15 protein-coding genes are annotated in these 18,629 nt (G+C 36.6%); 4 read left to right on the top strand and 11 right to left on the bottom strand.

Annotated elements, in window-relative coordinates; genetic code table 11:
- Window positions 1-117: 117 nt before the first annotated feature.
- From mobC to mobA, 3 genes are all read right to left on the bottom strand, one after another.
- Window positions 118-2,118 (bottom strand): conjugal transfer protein MobC, encoded by a 2,001-nt coding sequence (gene mobC / locus M2265_RS24050; RefSeq protein WP_132772569.1) that lies wholly within the window; start codon window positions 2,116-2,118, stop codon window positions 118-120.
- Window positions 2,119-2,220: 102 nt separating this feature from the next.
- Window positions 2,221-3,507, bottom strand: coding sequence for a conjugal transfer protein MobB (gene mobB / locus M2265_RS24045; protein ID WP_132772567.1), 1,287 nt, complete (start codon window positions 3,505-3,507; stop codon window positions 2,221-2,223).
- A gap of 2 nt (window positions 3,508-3,509) precedes the next feature.
- On the bottom strand, window positions 3,510-3,947 hold the full coding sequence (mobA, locus tag M2265_RS24040; protein ID WP_132772565.1) for a conjugal transfer protein MobA: 438 nt from the start codon (window positions 3,945-3,947) through the stop codon (window positions 3,510-3,512).
- A 700-nt stretch (window positions 3,948-4,647) separates the two neighbouring features.
- On the opposite strand from mobA, the gene M2265_RS24035 reads away from it, so the two are divergent.
- From M2265_RS24035 to M2265_RS24020, 4 genes are read left to right on the top strand one after another with little or no spacing between them, the layout of a single operon-like run.
- Window positions 4,648-5,415, top strand: coding sequence for a ParA family protein (locus M2265_RS24035; RefSeq protein WP_055133802.1), 768 nt, complete (start codon window positions 4,648-4,650; stop codon window positions 5,413-5,415).
- Between the two features lie 12 nt (window positions 5,416-5,427).
- Window positions 5,428-5,832 (top strand): DUF3408 domain-containing protein, encoded by a 405-nt coding sequence (locus tag M2265_RS24030; protein WP_055133801.1) that lies wholly within the window; start codon window positions 5,428-5,430, stop codon window positions 5,830-5,832.
- Window positions 5,832-6,137: a DUF3408 domain-containing protein gene (locus tag M2265_RS24025; protein WP_055133800.1), complete on the top strand. Its 306-nt coding sequence runs from the start codon at window positions 5,832-5,834 to the stop codon at window positions 6,135-6,137. The genes M2265_RS24030 and M2265_RS24025 overlap by 1 nt, the downstream gene beginning before the upstream one ends.
- Before the next feature lie 12 nt (window positions 6,138-6,149).
- Window positions 6,150-6,785: a hypothetical protein gene (locus M2265_RS24020; RefSeq protein ID WP_055133799.1), complete on the top strand. Its 636-nt coding sequence runs from the start codon at window positions 6,150-6,152 to the stop codon at window positions 6,783-6,785.
- A 32-nt stretch (window positions 6,786-6,817) separates the two neighbouring features.
- Here M2265_RS24020 and M2265_RS24015 read toward each other — a convergent pair whose 3' ends face one another.
- The 8 genes from M2265_RS24015 to M2265_RS23980 form a co-directional block, all read right to left on the bottom strand.
- Window positions 6,818-7,525, bottom strand: coding sequence for a M48 family metallopeptidase (locus M2265_RS24015; protein ID WP_235524276.1), 708 nt, complete (start codon window positions 7,523-7,525; stop codon window positions 6,818-6,820).
- Entirely contained in the window at window positions 7,522-10,812 is a 3,291-nt protein-coding gene (locus tag M2265_RS24010; protein WP_055133797.1) for a type I restriction endonuclease subunit R, read from the bottom strand. Before M2265_RS24010 ends, M2265_RS24015 begins: the two co-directional genes overlap by 4 nt.
- A gap of 5 nt (window positions 10,813-10,817) precedes the next feature.
- The gene (locus M2265_RS24005) at window positions 10,818-11,717 is read right to left on the bottom strand and encodes a hypothetical protein (protein ID WP_055133796.1); all 900 of its coding nucleotides are present in this window, start codon (window positions 11,715-11,717) and stop codon (window positions 10,818-10,820) included.
- A complete protein-coding gene (locus M2265_RS24000; protein ID WP_059333817.1) occupies window positions 11,705-13,990 on the bottom strand; it encodes a Piwi domain-containing protein in 2,286 nt (761 codons plus the stop codon). Before M2265_RS24000 ends, M2265_RS24005 begins: the two co-directional genes overlap by 13 nt.
- Before the next feature lie 72 nt (window positions 13,991-14,062).
- Window positions 14,063-14,617 (bottom strand): SLATT domain-containing protein, encoded by a 555-nt coding sequence (locus tag M2265_RS23995; RefSeq protein ID WP_055133794.1) that lies wholly within the window; start codon window positions 14,615-14,617, stop codon window positions 14,063-14,065.
- 15 nt (window positions 14,618-14,632) lie between these two features.
- Window positions 14,633-15,931, bottom strand: a complete 1,299-nt coding sequence (locus tag M2265_RS23990; RefSeq protein WP_055133793.1) for an SMODS domain-containing nucleotidyltransferase — start codon at window positions 15,929-15,931, stop codon at window positions 14,633-14,635.
- Between the two features lie 3 nt (window positions 15,932-15,934).
- Window positions 15,935-17,101: a restriction endonuclease subunit S gene (locus M2265_RS23985; protein WP_055133792.1), complete on the bottom strand. Its 1,167-nt coding sequence runs from the start codon at window positions 17,099-17,101 to the stop codon at window positions 15,935-15,937.
- 1 nt (window position 17,102) lies between these two features.
- On the bottom strand, window positions 17,103-18,629 hold the full coding sequence (locus M2265_RS23980) for a type I restriction-modification system subunit M (RefSeq protein ID WP_055133791.1): 1,527 nt from the start codon (window positions 18,627-18,629) through the stop codon (window positions 17,103-17,105).

Raw genomic sequence — 18,629 nt, 5'->3', positions numbered from 1 at the left:
GCTGGGGAATTAGCATCCTTGTCCTAAGGGTGTACCAAATCAATGATTATGTTGATAATCCTGCTTTTATTGTCATCAATTACTTCAAATTTTGATTGATCTAACTTCATGGATTAATTATTCTTTTTGCACCAAATGCTGTAAGTTCGGGTCATTCTTAATACGTTCCAATTCCGCGGTGATAATCTGCACAATATCCACTTTAATCTGCTTGTAATTGGCTTCAATTTCTTGCTTCATCTTATCCTCGCCTTGTTCATTTACGAAAGATAAAATTTGTGGTAACTTCTGATAAGCTTTTGTTTCGGTAGTCACTTTTTCGTTATCTACTACAATTTCAGCGTGAAAGATTTTCTGTTCAATACGTTCGTCAAAATTATCCGACACAGAACCTACAAAAAGACCTTGTGTAAGGGTAGAGATTTTTGATGCAGGTATCAAACTGTCTAATTGTGTAGAAATGGAAGTTGATGTATCATTTCTATTGATGGATACACTTTGGCGTTTCTGCAAAACTTTTCCGAAGCGTTCCGAAAGACTTTTTGCAGTTTCGCCAACCACTTGACCGCTGAAAATATTGCCTACCGTATTTTGGATTACCTTACTTTCCTTATCGCCGTAATCACGGGTTAATTGCGAGAAATCTTGAAAACCCAAACAAACCGCCACTTTATTGCTTCTTGCTGTTGCAATCAAATTATCCAGTCCTCTGAAGTAAATTGTCGGCAACTCATCTATAATAACCGAACTCTTTAATTGCCCTTTTTTGTTGATGAGCTTTACAATCCTTGAATTATACAAACCCAAAGCTGCGGAATAAATATTTTGACGGTCGGGATTATTACCAACACACAAAATCTTTGGCTCTTTCGGATTGTTAATATCTAAAGAAAAATCATCGCCAGTCATTACCCAGTACAACTGTGGAGAAATCATTCTTGATAAAGGAATTTTCGCCGATGCAATTTGTCCCTGTAGTTGGTCTTGTGCCCCACCTTGCCACGCATCCATAAATGGCGACAAATAGTTTTCCAAATCGGGATAAGAAGTGAGAATGGTGAAAACATCAGAATACTTTTTGTTAAGCAATTCAATGGCGTGTGGGAATGTACAATACTTACCGTCTTCGTAGATTTTCAGATACCAAATAATTGCCGCCAATAAGATAATTGGGCTTTCCACGAAAAAATCGCCTTGCTTCAGTATCCAACTTCGATTGAGGTTCAGCATTATGGTATAAGCTGCTTCGTAAGCATCGGATATGTCCGTCATAAAATCGGGATTGAGCGGATTGCAACGGTGGCTCTTACGTGGATCGTCAAAGTTGATGACGTAAAATTTGGGTTGAACTTCGTATTTATCCTGATGCTTCAATAAATGATTGTAGGCAATGGTGGAAAGGTCGTCAAACTTGAAATCGTATATGTACATTGAGAAGCCTTTCTCAATTTGTTGCTTGATGTAATTATTTACGATTGCATAGGATTTTCCTGAACCCGGAGTACCAAGTACGATTGATGCCCTAAAGGGATTTACAATGTTTATCCAACCGTTGTTCCATTTTCCTTTGTAATAAAACCTGGTAGGGAGATTGACAGAATATTCGTTTTCCATCAGCTTAGTTTCCTGCTGAAAGCTCTCGTTTTCATTATTGAAAACATCGTCCATAAGGTTAGTACGGAGCAGCCGGCTCATCCATACACCTGCCATCAACAAGGCAATATAACCTAACGAGATAGTAAGGATATAAAAAAATGTGCCTATTACCGGAGATAGTTTTAACAATGGCGTATTCAGAAAGAACAACACAAATCCAATACCCAAAGCCACGTAAATTTTAGGCCATGTTATTTTTTCATTTTTTACGCCTTTGGTTCCCAGACAGCTCAAAGCTAGCAATGCCAAAGCAAATGCTTTGGTATATAAAGTGTGCGAAAACAGTCCGGCGGTACGCTGAAAATTGCCTAATATTTTGTTGATTACTTCCAACGTCCAACCACGTTCCATAAAGAAACCGTAGCAGAACCAATAAAGGTGCATCAGTACCAAAAGGATACTTACTGCCCGCATAAAAGCCATTATCTTGGCCAGTCCTCTTAAATCGTCTTCTCCCTGCATTGTTTTAATTTTAATGTTCGGGCGTGAATTTAAACGCTATAAATATTGGCTGTAAGGATATGGCAGGCATTGGCGGTGCATGGCAGTATTTGGCTGATTGTGTTATCGCTGACCTTTTTGGCGTTTTCTTTTTTTCTTCATTTTATTGGCAAAATCCTGTTCCTCATAATCCTCGCCCTGTGCTTCGGGAAGCAAACCGCCCAATGCTTCAATCAAACCGTCTTCGCGCTTTTCAGTATTTAAGAAGTCGAACAAATGATGTGGTTCTTCCTCAGGAAGATTTGCATCATTTGAAGTAGATCTTTTCGGTTGTAATTCAACGGGCTCTTTAATCTCCGGTTTGATGTTATTGTTCCAATAATCATTAAGGGCATTGGCAGAAAGTTCCTTGCTCAACCGTGAACCGTTCCAAACCGCTTTAGAATTGTGGTCTATAAATGTCATTCCGTAAATACGCCCTGTATCATTCCTTCGCACCACTACGTTAATGCCTTGTTCGCCTAACAGCTTTTTAAAACCCTGCTCATCATTTGTTGATTGCAGGGCAACGGTAACGGCAGCTTTAATGGTTGGCTTTGCCGGGTGGTCTTTTAAAGCCTCTTTGCTTTTTGCAAAATGCAATTCCAAAGTCGGCAGCCCTGCGTTTTTTCCGAAAAGCGAAGCCTTGAATGGATGTCCGGTTCTTTCTCCTTTGTCATTTAACGGAATGTATAATAAACCCTGCCGTATCTGACCCTGCAATTCGCCCTCCACTTTTTCGATAGTAACATTGAACAGGGAAAGCAAAGCATTGTATTCTCCCAAAGTCTGAAACTTGTAATAATTCGGTAAGTGGCGAACTACTGAAGCGATTTGGCTTTTTATATCGCCTGCACGATAATCGACCGGACGGAAAACCTTGTCGTTCTGCCGATGCTCCTTCTCTGTTGCGGGTATCAATCCGTGTTTTCTTTCAAGCTCACGGCACATATTCATAGACCGCATTTTCTCGAATTTGTCTGAAATTTTTTTGCCATCTTCGTCCACGCAAACTGATACAATATGAATATGGCTTCGGTCAATATCAGTATGTTTAAATACCACAAATGGCTGTTCGCCGTAACCCATTTCCTTCATATATTCTTCTGCCATTTCCCTGAACTTATCATCGCTTACCTTATCATTCGGGTCAGGGTTGAGCGAAATATGCAACGTATGTTTTTCGGTATTGCGGTTGGCTATCAGGTAAGGCACAAAAGATTGGGCTAATTGTGCAACGGAATATTGACCGTTGGCAGTTTCAATCATCTTATTGGCAAACAAAATCTGTCCGTTTTCATTCTCTACTTTGAGCTGATTGTAAGCCAAAGCTCCGTATAAATTTTCCCTTCTTCCGATTTTCGCTATCATTTCTAAGACTGTTTTTTTAGATGTTTTGCTTCAAATTCTTCAGTTATCTGAATGATTTTTTGGCATAGCATCGCCATTTCAGCCGTCTGCTTTTCCAATTTGTAAAGGAATGCTGCGGCTTTTTTCTCGGAAAAATTCTTGTACAACAGCTTTACAATCTGGTTATAATTCACACCTATGGAGCGAAACTGGCTGTGAAACGAGGTCAATCGCATATAAAAATCAACCGTTCCCTTGTCAATTTTAACCGATTTCATTTCCTTATTGAACAGCAGGGAAATGATAAACTTTGCTTTATTGGGCATTCCCGATGCTTCAAAAAGCGATAAAAGTTTGGTATTTTCTTCGTCTGTAAGGCGGAAAACGTGGCGGTGGATGCTTGGGTCGGTCTTAGCTCTCCGTCCGCCCTTATTCTGTTTTTTGTTATTGTTCTCGTTCATCACTAATCCATTATAAATTCACACAAAAACGCTGACTTCGGAAGACGTTTTTTAAGCTCCCAGCAGGGCAAGTTGTTTTGAGGCACTAACTCGGTTTCGAGTGCCTCAAAACACAACTTGCCGTGTTCCGTTGAACACAAAAATCCGCCCTGCGGGACGGATTAAATGTAACAGGGAAAAACGGCTCGATGCCGTTCCCGTTACCCTCCGATTTGTCAAAAGAATTTTGCATAAATCCATTAATAAAAATCATTGTACAAAGTAAAGCCCTGTTTACGAAAGCATTGTATTGTATAGCAGTGCCAAACACTGCCTTTGAACGCCAAACACTGCCACACCGCAATCAGCGGGCAAATCAATCGCTTTATTTGCCGTATAATTTTAGTGCAGGTAGTAAAAAATGTATCTAAACAGAGAAGAAAATCAAGTTTGCAAACAAGCGGTTTGGAATAAAAGCATAGGGTTTTAAAAGCATAAAACAATAAAAGTGTAAAAGCATAAAAGCGGTAAAGCAATTTACCTGTTGCAAGGTTTGCCACTTACCAAAGAATGTACCTGACAAGGCAAAAATGAAAGCAGATACCTGTGCAGGAAAGTACCCAAAAGGGAATGCAGGAATATAGGAATGAGGTAATAATCAGATAAACCAATATTCAATCCTGCAAAACAAATAAAGTGTGTAACAATAAATTTTTAAATAATGGAAACAACAAAGAAAACTTTAAAAATCAGCTTCTCCACCCAAAAAGGCGGTGTGGGAAAATCTACAATGACCACTTTGCTGGCAAGTGTGCTTCACTACCGTTTAGGTTTTAATGTGCTGGTGATGGACTGCGACTTTCCGCAACACAGCCTGACCAATATGCGTGAACGGGATAAGAGAACCATAATGCAGAACGACTACCATAAAAAGGCGGCAATGAAGCAGTTTCAAGCCATCAACAAAAAAGCGTACCCGATTATTAAATGCAAAGCTGAAACAGCTTTGGAGAAAGCATCGGAATACAGAAGCCAGTCGGTGGTTGTACCGGATGTTATTTTCTTCGACCTGCCGGGAACAGCCAATACCAAAGGCGTACTGACTACCTTAAAAAAAATGGACTTCATCTTTTCGCCCATTACTGCCGACCGTTTGGTAGTGGAAAGTACATTGGGCTTTACCAAAGCCTTTCTCGGACTTCCCCAAACGGACGAGGGCAATCCCGAACAAGAGATGTGGCTATTTTGGAACCAAGTGGACGGCAGGGAAAAAACAGGTTTGTATGATGCGTATCAAAGTGTCATCAAAGAACTCAACCTGCCTATAATGGAAACAAGAATAATGGATAGCAAGCGTTTCCGAAAGGAAACAGACGATACAGGTAGTTATGTATTCCGGTCAAGTTTGCTGCCTGCCGAACCACAGTTAATGAAAGCAACTAAAATGGATTTGTTTGTCGAGGAATTTTTAAAAATCACTCATCTATAAAAATAGTAAAGTATGGCTTCAGATAACAAAAACAACGATTTTGAAAAGCCCAATGTTGATGAGGAATACCTTATGAACGTCATAAGCGGCGATGAGCCTGTTGCTCCACCGAGCAATAACAAAAAGCAGGATGTACCAAAGGAAACAAAGCCCAGGGAAAAAGTCCGTAACAGTTCATCAAAGAAAGCGGACTATGAGGAAACGTTTTTGGTCAATCGGTTTCCATCGGGGCGTAACGGCAAGGTGGTTTACATACGCCCTGAATACCACGAAAGATTGCTCCGCATCGTTCAACTGACAAGGGAAGAAAGAACAACGCTCTACTCTTACATTGACAATATTCTTGAACATCATTTCAGAGAGTACGGGGACGATATTACCGATTATTTCAATGAACATTTTAAACCCATTTTATAATGAAGAAAGATAAAAAGAACAGGAATACTGTTGCAGCCGGCAGCAACTCCGATACAGTTAGCAATACAGCTAAAACAACCTATGAAAATGCATTTATGCAAATGAATAAAATGCAGAAAAGAGGCAATAAAAGCATATACCTAAGTCCTGAACATCACGAGCGTTTAACCCGCATAGTCCAGATTATAGGCGATGATAAAATACCCTTGTTTGCCTATCTCAATAATATTCTTGAACATCATTTTAAAGTATTTGAAGATATGATTACAAAAGAGTTCAAGGAAAAGTACAAAGGCTTGTTTTAAAAAACCTACGTTATGGAAACAGTAATTGTGATATGCCTGCTCATAGTCATTGCCCTGCTGGTGCAGGACAAGATTGTCATTAAGAAAAGGTCGGAGCATAAGCCAATGCAGGAAAAGGTTAATCCGAACCTACCTGATATTATGGGCCAGCCCAAGCCTGTAAGAAACCTTTCAGTGCCAAACGCTGCCAATGAAAGCCAAATAGAGGAACAAGAGATAAACCCTGATAATTTAGACATTGAATACGACGAAAATGAAAGCGTGGGTATTCAAATTCCGCAGGAAGAGCTGGACGAAGTTTTCAGTAATATGCCTGATTTGGAGGAAGAGGAAGAAGAATGGAACAGGTACGGAATATCCGGTGGCGATGACGGTTTTGCCCAAGGGGTTACCTTTGAAGAACTAAGCTCCGTGGGGGTGTTGCTCCAAAAAGAAGAATTGGAACCAGCCCAAAAGGAAACAGCGATAGCGATAGTTCAAAAAATACAGGGAACCGAATTATTCAGCCTATTGGAAAATTCTATGGAAGATGCTTCCCGAAGAATAGCCGAGCTTTTGGATAGCACCCTTTCATCTGAAACGGAAGACAGTTCTTCAACTTTGCGGAAAAGTGATTTGAGTGATTTTGACATTGGGGAGTTTTTATAGACTTCCCAATGTTATTTTTAAGCACAAATAAATCACACTAAACTATGTTCTAACTTCTCTTTCCATTTCTTCCAGTCTGGCATCATTACCTCCTGTAAATCATAGAAAGCCTTTGTATGGTTGTGATGCACTAAATGGCACAATTCATGAACAACTACATACTCAATACTACCTTTAGGAGCTTTGATTAACTCTGGATTTAGAATAACCTTACCATTTGGCGTACAACTTCCCCAACGTTTTTCCATAGAGCGGATATGTAATTCTGGTTTATTGATTTTGTATTTCTTAAACATGGGATACACTTTACTCAATACCTCGTCAAAATGAACGAATGCCTTCTCTCGATACCACTTATCGAGAATATCTTTAACGTTATTTTCCTCTTTAGAAAGTACCGTAATATGCCCTCTGAAAAGCTTCACCTCATTTCTATTACCTATTTCTACACGTAGCTTATATTGTCTTCCCAAATACAGATGTGTTTCTCCATTGACATATATTCGTTCTGGTGTGTATGGATGGTAGGATAAAAATTCACGTTGTTGTTTGATGATCCATGGAGCTTTTTTTTTGATATGCTGTGTAATTTTTTCCACCGCTGTATCATACGGTGCTATTATTTTTACAATACAATCTGGATAGACTTTAATAGTCAAATTTTTTCTATCCTGAAATTCGAGTCTATATTCAATTGTAGCAGAACCAAATTGTATCTTATGGATATTTTCCACCATCATACAAACTTGATTTTAGCTACTTTTAATGCCTCTTCTACGGTCTGATCAATATCATCGAAAGACAAGTCAATGTCGTATTTGCTTTTCAAATCGAAGATGTAATCATCAATAGCGATGCGAATTTTACCTTCTATATCAGGTTTGTTCTGCCAATCTACCATCAATTGATCATTTTGATATACTACTGAACGGATTACTTGATCTATACCAAGAGCAAGCTCTGTAGCAACTTCGATTTTATCAGAAAGCACATCTTTAAAAATATCAGTTATAAGATTATAAATAGCAATACCTGTATCATTTCCTAGCAAAGCATTTGGAATATTCCCTCGTTCTCCTTTTAAAAATGCCTCCTCATACTCTTTAGCTTTTTTTAGGAATTCAGCTTCGTCAATTCTTTGCTGATGATATTCTTCAATCGCTTCACGAATGAGTTTAGACAGCTTTTTATAAAAGATGGGATCCTCATTCATTTTGATATTGATGGCTCGAATAGTTCTGCTGGCGATATGATCCGCTTTAGCAGATTTACTGCTTAATTTCTCAACTTCAGCTTCTCGTTGTTCTTTGTCAAAAATATCGACTAAATCCGTTATCCTAAGCACTTCGCCCTCTGTCGTGATATGCTTGTCAATTAATTTTTGTACCTGTGGCTCATATTCCTTGTAGTCAATATCATCAGAAAATCTCCTTTTGACAGAAACACGCAATGCCAAAAAGAATTTCAAATCAGACTTATACTTGTCAATTTGTTTTTCAGGGGTGTTGTTAGCAAAATCAATACTGGATAATGCCAGTTTTAGTAAACGTGCAAAAGCAGATACTTTCTCATAAAACTGATGCCGGATAGCTTCATCGCTAAGCAATTCTTCATAAGCCGGTTCATCATATTTGTTTTTAATAGTTTTGAAAATATCCCAAACCTCGGAATGTGCCTGAGGTAATTTTTTGATTTCTTCTACTATATTTGTCCAGCTTCCGGCTAAATCTTCTGCATCAAACATATTCTCACCGGAATATGTCTGAATGGCGTTGTCCAAGTTCTCCAAATTACCAAAATAGTCTATTATATAACCATAATCCTTTCCAGGATACACACGATTTACACGAGCAATAGCTTGTAACAAAGTATGTTCTTTTAATTGACGGGTCAAATACAACGCAATATTTCTTGGAGCATCAAAACCCGTCAGTAGTTTGTCCACCACTATGATAATTTCAGGAAAGTCTTGTTTTTTAAACGCACCGATTACAGACTTTTCATATTTATCCTGTGTGCCGTATTTATCCATTCGGACATTCCAGAATTTTTTCACTTTATCGTCCGATACATCAAAGGCGTCTTCTTCGCCTTCCCGAGTGTCGGGAGCAGACATGATTATTTCAGAGCTTACTTTGCCAATTTCGTCCAAATACTCTTTGTATTTAATTGCTGTGGCTTTATTGGGTGTTACCAGCTGCCCTTTAAAACCAGTGCCTTGAAAATTATCCACATAATGTTCAGTGATATCCCAGGCTCTGGCGTAAATAACCTGATCGGCTTTATTAAGGATATTTTTCGAACTGTATTTTCTCTTCAAAGCCGCTTTTCCGTAGGGTGTAAGTGGTTCCGAAACCTTGTCAAAATAATTATCCAACGGTTTTTCATTAACCTCAATAAGGTTATGCCTGCCTTCATATAACAAAGGGACAACGGCTCCGTCTTCTACAGCATCCGTAATCGAATACACATCGATAATGCCTCCAAACTTACTCGCTGTGCTTTTTTCTTTTTTCAACAATGGCGTCCCAGTAAATGCGATAAAACAGGCATTTGGAAATACTTTCTGCATTTTGACATTGAAAGAACCGTATTGTGAACGGTGTCCTTCGTCTATCAAAATGTAAATTTCTGAGCTATCAAATGATTGAGGGCTTGCATTAACAGCAGCTTCAAATTTATGAATTAGGGTGGTGATGACTGCATCGCCGGATTCTGTAATCAATTTTAAAAGGCTGGTATCCTTCTTTAATTTTTCCTGTTCGTTATCATCCAGTATTTCCCCTCTGAGTTTTTTAGCTATTTCCTTTGATGCTCCTTTATCAGCATTAACTACTGGCACATGACATTTTTTGAACGTTTCTGTTATCTGGTCATCCAGATCAATACGATCTGTTACCAAAAGTATCTTAGGATTTTTAATATTCGGATGTGAAGCAATTAATTGAGCTAGCATCACCATAGTCAAAGATTTTCCGCTTCCTTGTGTATGCCAAATCACACCACCTTCGTGATTACCTTTGGTATCGATTTTTAGGATTCTAGTCAACGTGTTTTTAATCGCAAAATACTGCTGGTATCGGGCTACTTTTTTGATACCGTCATCATACAAAGTGAAATCATATATAATTTCCAATAATCGTTTGGGATGGCAAAAACTAAAGAGTAGTTTATCCTGCGTAGTAATAACCTGTTCCTCTTGTTCTAAATTTTCAAAATATTGCCAGACCTTTCTAAATCGTTCTTTAAATAATACTGTACGCTCATTTTCTGGTAAAGCTTTGTGCTTTAAAATGTTGATTTTATTTTCCCAAAAACGTTCTTCTTCTTTAGTACGGAACATTTCTTTCCAAACTCCCCAAAATTCTTTGCTGGTAGCGGTTGTACCATATTTTGCTTCATTAGAGGCCAAAGCAAATGTAAGATTGGAGTACAAATACAAGCTTCGAATTCCGTCTTCTTGCTGGTTTCTTAAATGCTGTTCAATGGCTTTTTCTACAGGCTCTTTTATTTTAGGCGACTTACATTCAATAATGACCATCGGAATACCATTAATAAATAGTACAATATCTGGTCGGTAATGATCGGCTCTATCTGAACGTAGTACACTATATTCTTCAGTTATGTGATAGATGTTGTTTTCCGACTTTTCCCAGTCAATATAACGAAAAGAGAAACTTTTTTTATCACCTAAAACCGTTTGGTCAAAACTTTTCCCTAATGTGATGAGTTCGTAATAGGCCTTATTCGCTGCTATAAAACCATCTTGTACTGGTAAATCCCTGATTGCAAGTATTGCATTGTTGATGTTAGATTCGGAAAAAGCAAATTCCTTTTGCTTATAATCAATTTTATTAATCTTCTGTACTTGGCTTTTTAGAATATCTTCTAATAGCACATTCGAGCTTCTTCCTCCACGGGCTGCTAAAGCCTCCTCTGGCGATAGGTATTTCCAGCCCATATTCATCAGCAATTTTAACGCCGGAATTTGGGAAATATGGTCTTCTATGAATGAGGGTGTGTCCATGATACTTATATCTTCTTTGTAGAATTTATAATTAGTTCACTTGGATAGCCAAGCATTTTCATAATTAATTCTTGTGATTTGTTTTTAAAGGCAGGTATTAAATTGCCTATAAGACTAAGCCCCAACGCTCCAAAAATTGTAAAAGCGTAGTTGTATGTTTCAATAAATTGAATTGTTTCAGGACTGTACTTTGGAAGCTTAAGCAATAGATAAATTAACCCAGCAAATAAAACTGCTTGAATTATCCATGATAAGTATTTTATGCGTCTAATAAATTTGGTATTAAAGCTCCTAAACAAGTTTAATTCACTATTATCAGGTAATTCCTTTAGTAACAGTATTGAGTCATAAGCTTTTATAGAACACAAAATTTGAAAATCGCTACGACTTTCAAATAATTTAATATTCTCAGTCAACTTTTTATAGGTGAAGTTTACGAACTCGTTTGTAATTAGTGATTGATTGCTTATTTGAAGAAACACGAATACAATCTCTGGCAAATTACTTGTGCTATAATAATTTTCGTTTAAAATGTTTTCAAAAGTGATTGTTATTGCATTTCTGTTTCTGATAGAAACTATATAGTTTACCCAATCCTTGTTTATACTAAATATTGAAACACCCACAATAAACGAGAACATAAGAAAATCATCATTGACAAAAGGAGCTGGAGAGTCTTTACTCGGTTTACTTTTACATTTTTTTTCAAAATATTTTTCAAAATCTACTTTCTTGTTTTTCTGAATAGCATTTACAATTTCAAAATAATACTCCTCAGACTCATTCAAATCTTGACTTTCAGGTACAATAATAGTCTTACCTAACAACAAATTATTAAATGCTGTAAGTTTATGGCTTTCAGTGACTCTTGATAGATAACCTGTTTTTTCTTCTAAAGGAACCATTTCTTTCTTTTTAATCCATAGTTTAAGCTATCCGCATCCCAGCCAGGAACACTTCTCATTTTGCCGAGCAAGCGTGAAATAAGGTTGGAATACTTCATTGTTGCGGGTTCTTCTCCTGGTAAAAAACTACGCCAAGACAGGTAAGTGAATGAGAATATTTGCTGTGTGATATAACTCAAATCATGAAATATCAAATCATTCAATCCATTATTGTCATAATTGCCTTGTGGGGTGCGTATTTTAATTTGAATGGGCTTGCTCATCCCTTGCCTAGATGTTTTCAATTCATTCGGTCCCAACATTTGAACAATACAAGTTTCTGAATCCAAAAAAACATTACTTGCTCGGCTGGGGATAAACGCACCGATAACATTGCTGTTACCATACTTCTGTACACCCTGCTGAGTGGTGTCAAAAATCATATTTGGGTGCGATTGGCTAATTGTAACAAAAGCAAATTTTATCTTATACTGATTAATTTCTTTGACCAGTTGACTGATTACATCGAACTCTGTGTTTTTGATAGGTTTGAATATGTGAAAAATTAGACGTACAGTATCACCTTCTGCCCAACCATATTCTGATGATAGCCTTTCGATGGAATTTTTTAGGCTTTTAAGCAACTCCGAAAAGTAATTTTCAAAAGCTACATCTTTTACTTTATCTGATAATAGATACTGACCATCTCCCGAAAGAAAGGTTGTGATACCAACCACTCTGTTTTGTTCGGATCCTGCGTATTGATTTTTCCTGAGCCAACTATGCCCAATACCAATTACTATTTCTCTATCGACCGAACGCTGCGAAGGCAAAACCCAAGGAATACCGCCAAGCTTTGCATAAATTTGCAATGCAAGTGAATTTAAAATGTATTCATTATGGCTTTTTACTACCTCTGCAGTAACATATTGAACCGGAATTTCAAGAGCAAGTAATTTTGCTTTTATAGCATAATATGGATTATTTCGGTCATCATATCTTTTAAATGCTGCTGGGATTTCAATAATAGCTAAATCTGGTTTACTTTCATCATCACTTCTAATTGCATTTAGATATTCATTTATAGTATAATCCTGAATTTCCTTAATGTTAAATACTATATCTTGCAAATCGTATTTCTTTTGCAGTCCTTTTTGGAAATATCTGGATTGCGGAATACCATCTTTAAGACTATAAAGGAACTTTGTGAAATTGCCACGGGTATTCTTGTTACAGATAGAAAGGATGTTTGGTGATTTGATATCAAATGTATTGCTGTCATAAGGGCCATAATTAGACAGACCTGCATCTGGGTTATAATTATTGGTCTTTGTAACAGCATGGTCAAAAATAAACGTAGGATTTTTTAGTTCCATCGTATTTGAAACAGAGATCGGTTTGCTATCTACCGTAAAACAAAAACTTTCTTTATTCTGGAATAAAACCAGTTTTCCGTTTTCACTAAATAAGTGTTCTGCTATTTTACTAATTTCGGTATAGAGATTTTTGGGATTGTAGATATCAGATCGTTTACCCTCAATGATGTTCAATATTTCATCACTTTTATCTGGTGATGTGGCAAAACTCAGGTACTTCCCGATGTTGAATTTTGTTTTTCGAATTAGCAATTCACTTAATTCAAATTCTTTCAAACCTTCATTGGTTTCAACTTTTGCTTTGTTTCCTATTACTTCTTTTAGAACTCCAACAAATTCTTCATTGGGAGCGAGAATATTCGTTAATCCAGGCAAGGTTTCTGCATGCAATACATCAAGACCAATCAATTCAAATCCTTCTGAATGTAACTCAGCACAACTAATGTCAAAAATCCAGTTACGTTTGATATTGACCAAGAAACCGAAACGTTTTTTTCCATTGATCTCGGTCAAACGCAATTGCACTTCAATGAGCTTTTTATAACCTATCCTGTCTTTTAAACTATCTGGCAAGGCATTTTTAATGATATCGTCTTTACCCGAAAAGAAACGGAAAGGATAAAAATCTACGGGAGTGTATCTTGGGAAACGGTCTTTGAAAGTTCTGAAAAAGATATGCTTTATCAATGAGGCTGTGATCTGATGATCACTATATGTACTTCGTTCTGTTAATATACCAATTGGAGTGCTGTCATCACTGTCCTTGTTGGAAATGTATATAGAATCACCGTTTCTAAAAAAAGAATGCGTAGCATTGTACAAACCTCTTAATTCAGTAAGACGTTCATCGCTATATAATTCAGTATTGATTTGATATTTTTCAAACTCAATATTTATTGGAAAGTAATTAAGCTGCATATTCTTTTTAAAGTTTTATTGGTTAAGGGTTGATGTGCCTGATCTATTTCAATCAATTGATAAACTATAATTCTAATTCTTTCTCAAGCTTTCTGGTAAAAACTTATCGATTTCTGCATCTGAAAATGTAAACTCCTCATTTTGTTGAAGTGCTTTGGAAGCAATTTGATAAGCCTTATTAATTGTTTTAGGAGCACCTCGATATGTATTGATAAGTTCTTCGTTCAATTCGTCTCTGGTCTGCTGAAGATGTTCTATTGCTTTATTTCCAATCCTAATATCGACAAGTAATGAAAGTAGCTTTTCTCTTATTTCTAGAATATTTAAAGCTGCCTGTTTATGTTTTTCTGCTATCGCCAATAAATTGAAATCTTTGGAATAAAGTGTTATTCCAAGTAATATTGTTGAGCAAAGTGCAGCGATAAATTGAAATGCTTTCCCTTCACCGAGCACTACAACTAAAATACTGGTAGTAGTTGCTGCCGATAAGAAAATTTCAGCAAATTTTAAGCAATCACTTCTTTCCTTAAGAACATCGGCACATTTTTCATGGGTTTTGTGTGTATAAACAACTCTTCCATAAATTTCTCGAATTTGAGACTCTAATAAGTTTTTTTGCTCACTCATATCTATATTTTTAAACTATTCAGAAATAGGTACATCAATTAAATCTCTGGCAACTACTATATTATCTTTAATGATATAACATTCTACAAAATGACTACCTTTAAAACTTGTAGTTTCAGTCTTCTCACTAGAGTTTAAATCAATTATTTGTCCTCTAATGCAGTTTCTCTTGACTGCTTGTTCTCCGCGGTTAGTAACTTTCCATTTGATTACATAAGGAGCAGGCACATCTATTCTCTCAATATAAAACCTTAAAGATTTATTCGGCATCAATCTAATTTTCTTTAACAGAAATTCACGTAATAAACCATCTCTATAACCATTTTGCTTCACTTCACAATCTATTTTTAAATCGTATCTAATATCAATAGGGTATTTTGATTCAATAAATTCCTCGGTGTTTCTATAGCTGGAATTAAGTGATGCGGCTTCTTTTTCTTCGTTTACATATTTCGGGAAATCATTTCCAAAAATATCCCTCCATTTATTATGTTTCGTTTTATCAGAAGCAGCATCAATCGCTTCTTCAGCTAGATCATACGCCTTCTTTGCCTTCCTCTTAAAAGACTTTTTAACTTTCACTCGCTGCTTGCTTCCTAAAGCACCATATTCATTTTGATCCTTGGGCTGGTCATATAAATGTTTGAAAAAATCTCTACACATTTCATCATAATATGCAAAACTCTTTTCGTCATAACAAGTAGTTGATTTTAAAAAATTATAAGCAAGCGTGTCTATCAAAAGCCCACCCATACAAACCCCATGCTTATTTTTCCATGATCTGGCCATCTTACAGAGTCTTCTAAGGTTTCGATTTTTATTGGCTACAAACTCGACCATGGCATCCATTTCCTTTCTTGGCTTTGTAATTTTCCAAGTGCCATCAGCATAAGTATCTGGATATTTGTAGTCTTGATCGTCTAATTCAAAAACTGGCTGTACATCGATATGGGAATCTGTAAAATTTACCGTAACTACACATCTATCCACCTTAATATCAGAAGAAGAGTAGGTATTTGAAATTGCAGTTTTAGTATCTTGTAATAATTTACTTTGTCCTCCGGACTTGTTATAATCTGCCCATTTTGATGCAGGCATAATATATAGCATGTCTAAATCTGAAATCCCATTAATTCCCGTATACCTTCCATAAGAACCAACTTGCAAGCTATTTGCAGTTTTAGAATCTGTGTTGCGAAATTCTGTGTTCAAAGATTTTGTAATACGCCCATAGCGATAAGAAATTGTATCAGCCTTATCATCGCTTATTTTGATATTTGAGAGGAACTCCTTAAAGGTTTCAGATGTATTCATGCGTTAAATAGTATTTATTTTCAATCTCTTTTTCCCGGTTAATAATTGTTGCATCAAACCTTTTTTCTGTTGTTTAATCGCTTCTATTTTCTTCTTTTGTAGTTCGATTTCCTTATCTGCTGTATTTAGTAACCGAACAATTTCCTTCTGCTCCTCAATTGGAGGTACGGGTATTTTGAGTTTTAGGAATTCAGATTGCCCTAACGTCTTGTTTCGCCCTGCACCACCGGGAGAAGCCAACTCTAATAAGTTTTTCCCTTTTGCTGATTTAAAAAAGTACAACAGGTAATCCAGATCTAAAACCCCTTCTTTAGGTTTGTACATAGGAAAACGATGTGAAGCTATCATTCCTCTCTCTGCTTCCGTTGTCTTTGCTATTGCTTGCTCCCATGCAAAAACAATATTTACAACAAAGCAATCGGGTTCTATCCAAAACACGGATTTGTTACCTAAACTTTTTCCTGTTACTGGTTCTTTATGAAAAATGCCTTTAGCATGAGATCTTATACCAATTTCTTGATAAAAAATTTCTTTCTCAGGAATAAAACCTGTTTTAACTTTAATAACTCCTTTTGCAAGCGGTGTTAAAACTACGTTCATTCCGATGTCAGAAGTCAATTTTAAAACAAGAGCACGTCTGCGATTTATAAAATTTTCAAGTAATTGCTCATTATATCTAATTGACCTATCCCAAGTAAATGAAAGTTTTGCAATTTCATTTTGCTCGTTAATTGGCGGCAACGCTATAGCTATTTCTTGAAATTCTGAAATCCACCGTCTTTTATGATCTTCAGTATTAATCTTTACTAGCTGAAGTCTCTCATATAAGAACTTTGTGTCGTTACCCGCCTTTGCTGTTAAAATTTTTATGGCTGAAGATTTAATTTTAAAGCGAAAGTCAATATACCTGCTAGCAGTAGTAAAATCGTCAAAAATTATTACAGGATTATCAGGGTTATATATACCATCCTGATCTTCGGTATAACCTAAAACAAAAGCTTTATTAGCTGTTAATACAGGCATGTTGTTCAAGTTGTTTACCTTGTTGATATTATTCGTTAAATATTTGCTCGGCTGTTCATATTCTAGAACCTCAAGTATTTCAACGATATTCCAATTAGAGGGAACTGTTCCTAATGGTGTTTTCTTATATCCAGTCTTTTTATCCATACTAGTATCCCAGATCTTTTAAATAGTTAGCCATTTCTGCTTCCACATCATCAATCTGTTGCTTTAGTGTATTAATCTCTGATTGTACCGCTTTAATATCCACCTCTTCCTCTTCTTCAAACGTATCCACATAGCGAGGGATATTCAGATTAAAATCGTTCTCTTTAATTTCGCTCAAGGGCGCTCGATAAGCATATTTGTCTTCAATTACACTACCTTTATCAGTAGCAAGAGGAACACTGATTTTAAAAGCTTTGTATGTTTCAACAATGTGTTTTATATCTATATCTCTCAGTTTGTTTTGATTTTTACCTGTTTCAAAACCTTTGCTCGCATCAATGAACAAAACATCTTTATTGGATTCCTTTGCTTTGTTGAAAATCAGAATAACAGCTGGAATACCAGTCCCGAAAAATAAGTTGGCAGGTAAACCAATGACAGCTTCTAATAAATTTTCTTCAATCAACTGCTGACGGATTTTACCTTCGCTGCTTCCCCTAAACAATACACCATGCGGCATAATCACACCAACACGACCAATATCTTCATAAGTGGTTTCAATCATATGACTAATAAAGGCGTAATCACCTTTGCTTTTTGGAGGAACACCTCGATGGAAACGATTGTATTGATCAGCGACCGCATTTTCCGCTCCCCATTTATCTAATGAAAAAGGTGGATTTGCAGCCACAATATGAAACTTCATTAATTGATCACCTTCCAAAAGGCGTGGGTTATTTATGGTGTCTCCCCATTCAATGGTAGCGTTATCAATCTCGTGCAGAAACATATTCATACGAGCTAAAGCCCAAGTGCTTCCGTTTACTTCCTGTCCATATAAAGAAAAGTTTCCGGATCCTACTTCTTTGGATAGCTTAATCAATAAGGAGCCCGAACCGCAGGTTGGGTCATTTAATCTATTACCCGCTTCAGGAGTAAGGAGCTTCGCTAATAGGGTAGAAACCTCACTTGGGGTATAAAATTCTCCTGATTTTTTTCCTTCATCACCCGCAAACATTGAAATCAGGTACTCATAAGAATCACCGATCACATCATTACCTTCCAAATGCGAAGGCTGTAAATCCATTTCAGAAAAATCGACAAGCAAATTTTTCAGTCTTCTGTTACGGTCTTTTGTTTGCCCAAGATTTGATTCTGAATTGAACGTAATATTTCTGAAAACACCTGCTAATTTCAAGCGGTTGGAATCTTCAATTTGTTCCAGAACACGGTCGATTAAATCACCTAATTGTACATCATTACGATTTTCAAATAAATAATCGAAAGTTGCATTTTCAGGAAGCTTAAATCGTTCATTTGCCAAAGCCCGTTCTATACGCACATTATCACCTTTGTACTTTTCGGTGTAAAATGCTTTCTTGTCTTTCCATACATCAGAAACATACTTTACAAAAAGCATCGTCAGCACATAATCTTTATACTGTCCGCTACTTAACACTCCTCTGAATGAATCACAGGCTTTCCATACTATATTGTTAATCTCTTTTTGAGTGAGCTTCTTTTCCAT

The sequence above is a fragment of the Sphingobacterium kitahiroshimense genome (assembly GCF_025961315.1).
In the GTDB taxonomy this organism is placed as follows: domain Bacteria; phylum Bacteroidota; class Bacteroidia; order Sphingobacteriales; family Sphingobacteriaceae; genus Sphingobacterium; species Sphingobacterium anhuiense.
This window is presented reverse-complemented; position numbering and strand designations above follow the sequence as displayed.

Excerpts from the sequence above, each read along its gene's own strand:
- M2265_RS24010 (WP_055133797.1), bottom strand. The coding sequence starts at position 10,812 with ATGGACACACCCTCATTCATAGAAGACCATATTTCCCAAATTCCGGCG.
- mobB (WP_132772567.1), bottom strand. The coding sequence starts at position 3,507 with ATGATAGCGAAAATCGGAAGAAGGGAAAATTTATACGGAGCTTTGGCT.
- M2265_RS23995 (WP_055133794.1), bottom strand. The coding sequence starts at position 14,617 with ATGAGTGAGCAAAAAAACTTATTAGAGTCTCAAATTCGAGAAATTTAT.
- M2265_RS24015 (WP_235524276.1), bottom strand. The coding sequence starts at position 7,525 with ATGATGGTGGAAAATATCCATAAGATACAATTTGGTTCTGCTACAATT.
- M2265_RS24020 (WP_055133799.1), top strand. The coding sequence starts at position 6,150 with ATGGAAACAGTAATTGTGATATGCCTGCTCATAGTCATTGCCCTGCTG.
- M2265_RS24005 (WP_055133796.1), bottom strand. The coding sequence starts at position 11,717 with ATGGTTCCTTTAGAAGAAAAAACAGGTTATCTATCAAGAGTCACTGAA.
- M2265_RS24000 (WP_059333817.1), bottom strand. The coding sequence starts at position 13,990 with ATGCAGCTTAATTACTTTCCAATAAATATTGAGTTTGAAAAATATCAA.
- M2265_RS23980 (WP_055133791.1), bottom strand. The coding sequence starts at position 18,629 with ATGGAAAAGAAGCTCACTCAAAAAGAGATTAACAATATAGTATGGAAA.
- M2265_RS23985 (WP_055133792.1), bottom strand. The coding sequence starts at position 17,101 with ATGGATAAAAAGACTGGATATAAGAAAACACCATTAGGAACAGTTCCC.
- mobC (WP_132772569.1), bottom strand. The coding sequence starts at position 2,118 with ATGCAGGGAGAAGACGATTTAAGAGGACTGGCCAAGATAATGGCTTTT.
- M2265_RS24030 (WP_055133801.1), top strand. The coding sequence starts at position 5,428 with ATGGCTTCAGATAACAAAAACAACGATTTTGAAAAGCCCAATGTTGAT.
- M2265_RS24025 (WP_055133800.1), top strand. The coding sequence starts at position 5,832 with ATGAAGAAAGATAAAAAGAACAGGAATACTGTTGCAGCCGGCAGCAAC.
- M2265_RS23990 (WP_055133793.1), bottom strand. The coding sequence starts at position 15,931 with ATGAATACATCTGAAACCTTTAAGGAGTTCCTCTCAAATATCAAAATA.
- mobA (WP_132772565.1), bottom strand. The coding sequence starts at position 3,947 with ATGAACGAGAACAATAACAAAAAACAGAATAAGGGCGGACGGAGAGCT.
- M2265_RS24035 (WP_055133802.1), top strand. The coding sequence starts at position 4,648 with ATGGAAACAACAAAGAAAACTTTAAAAATCAGCTTCTCCACCCAAAAA.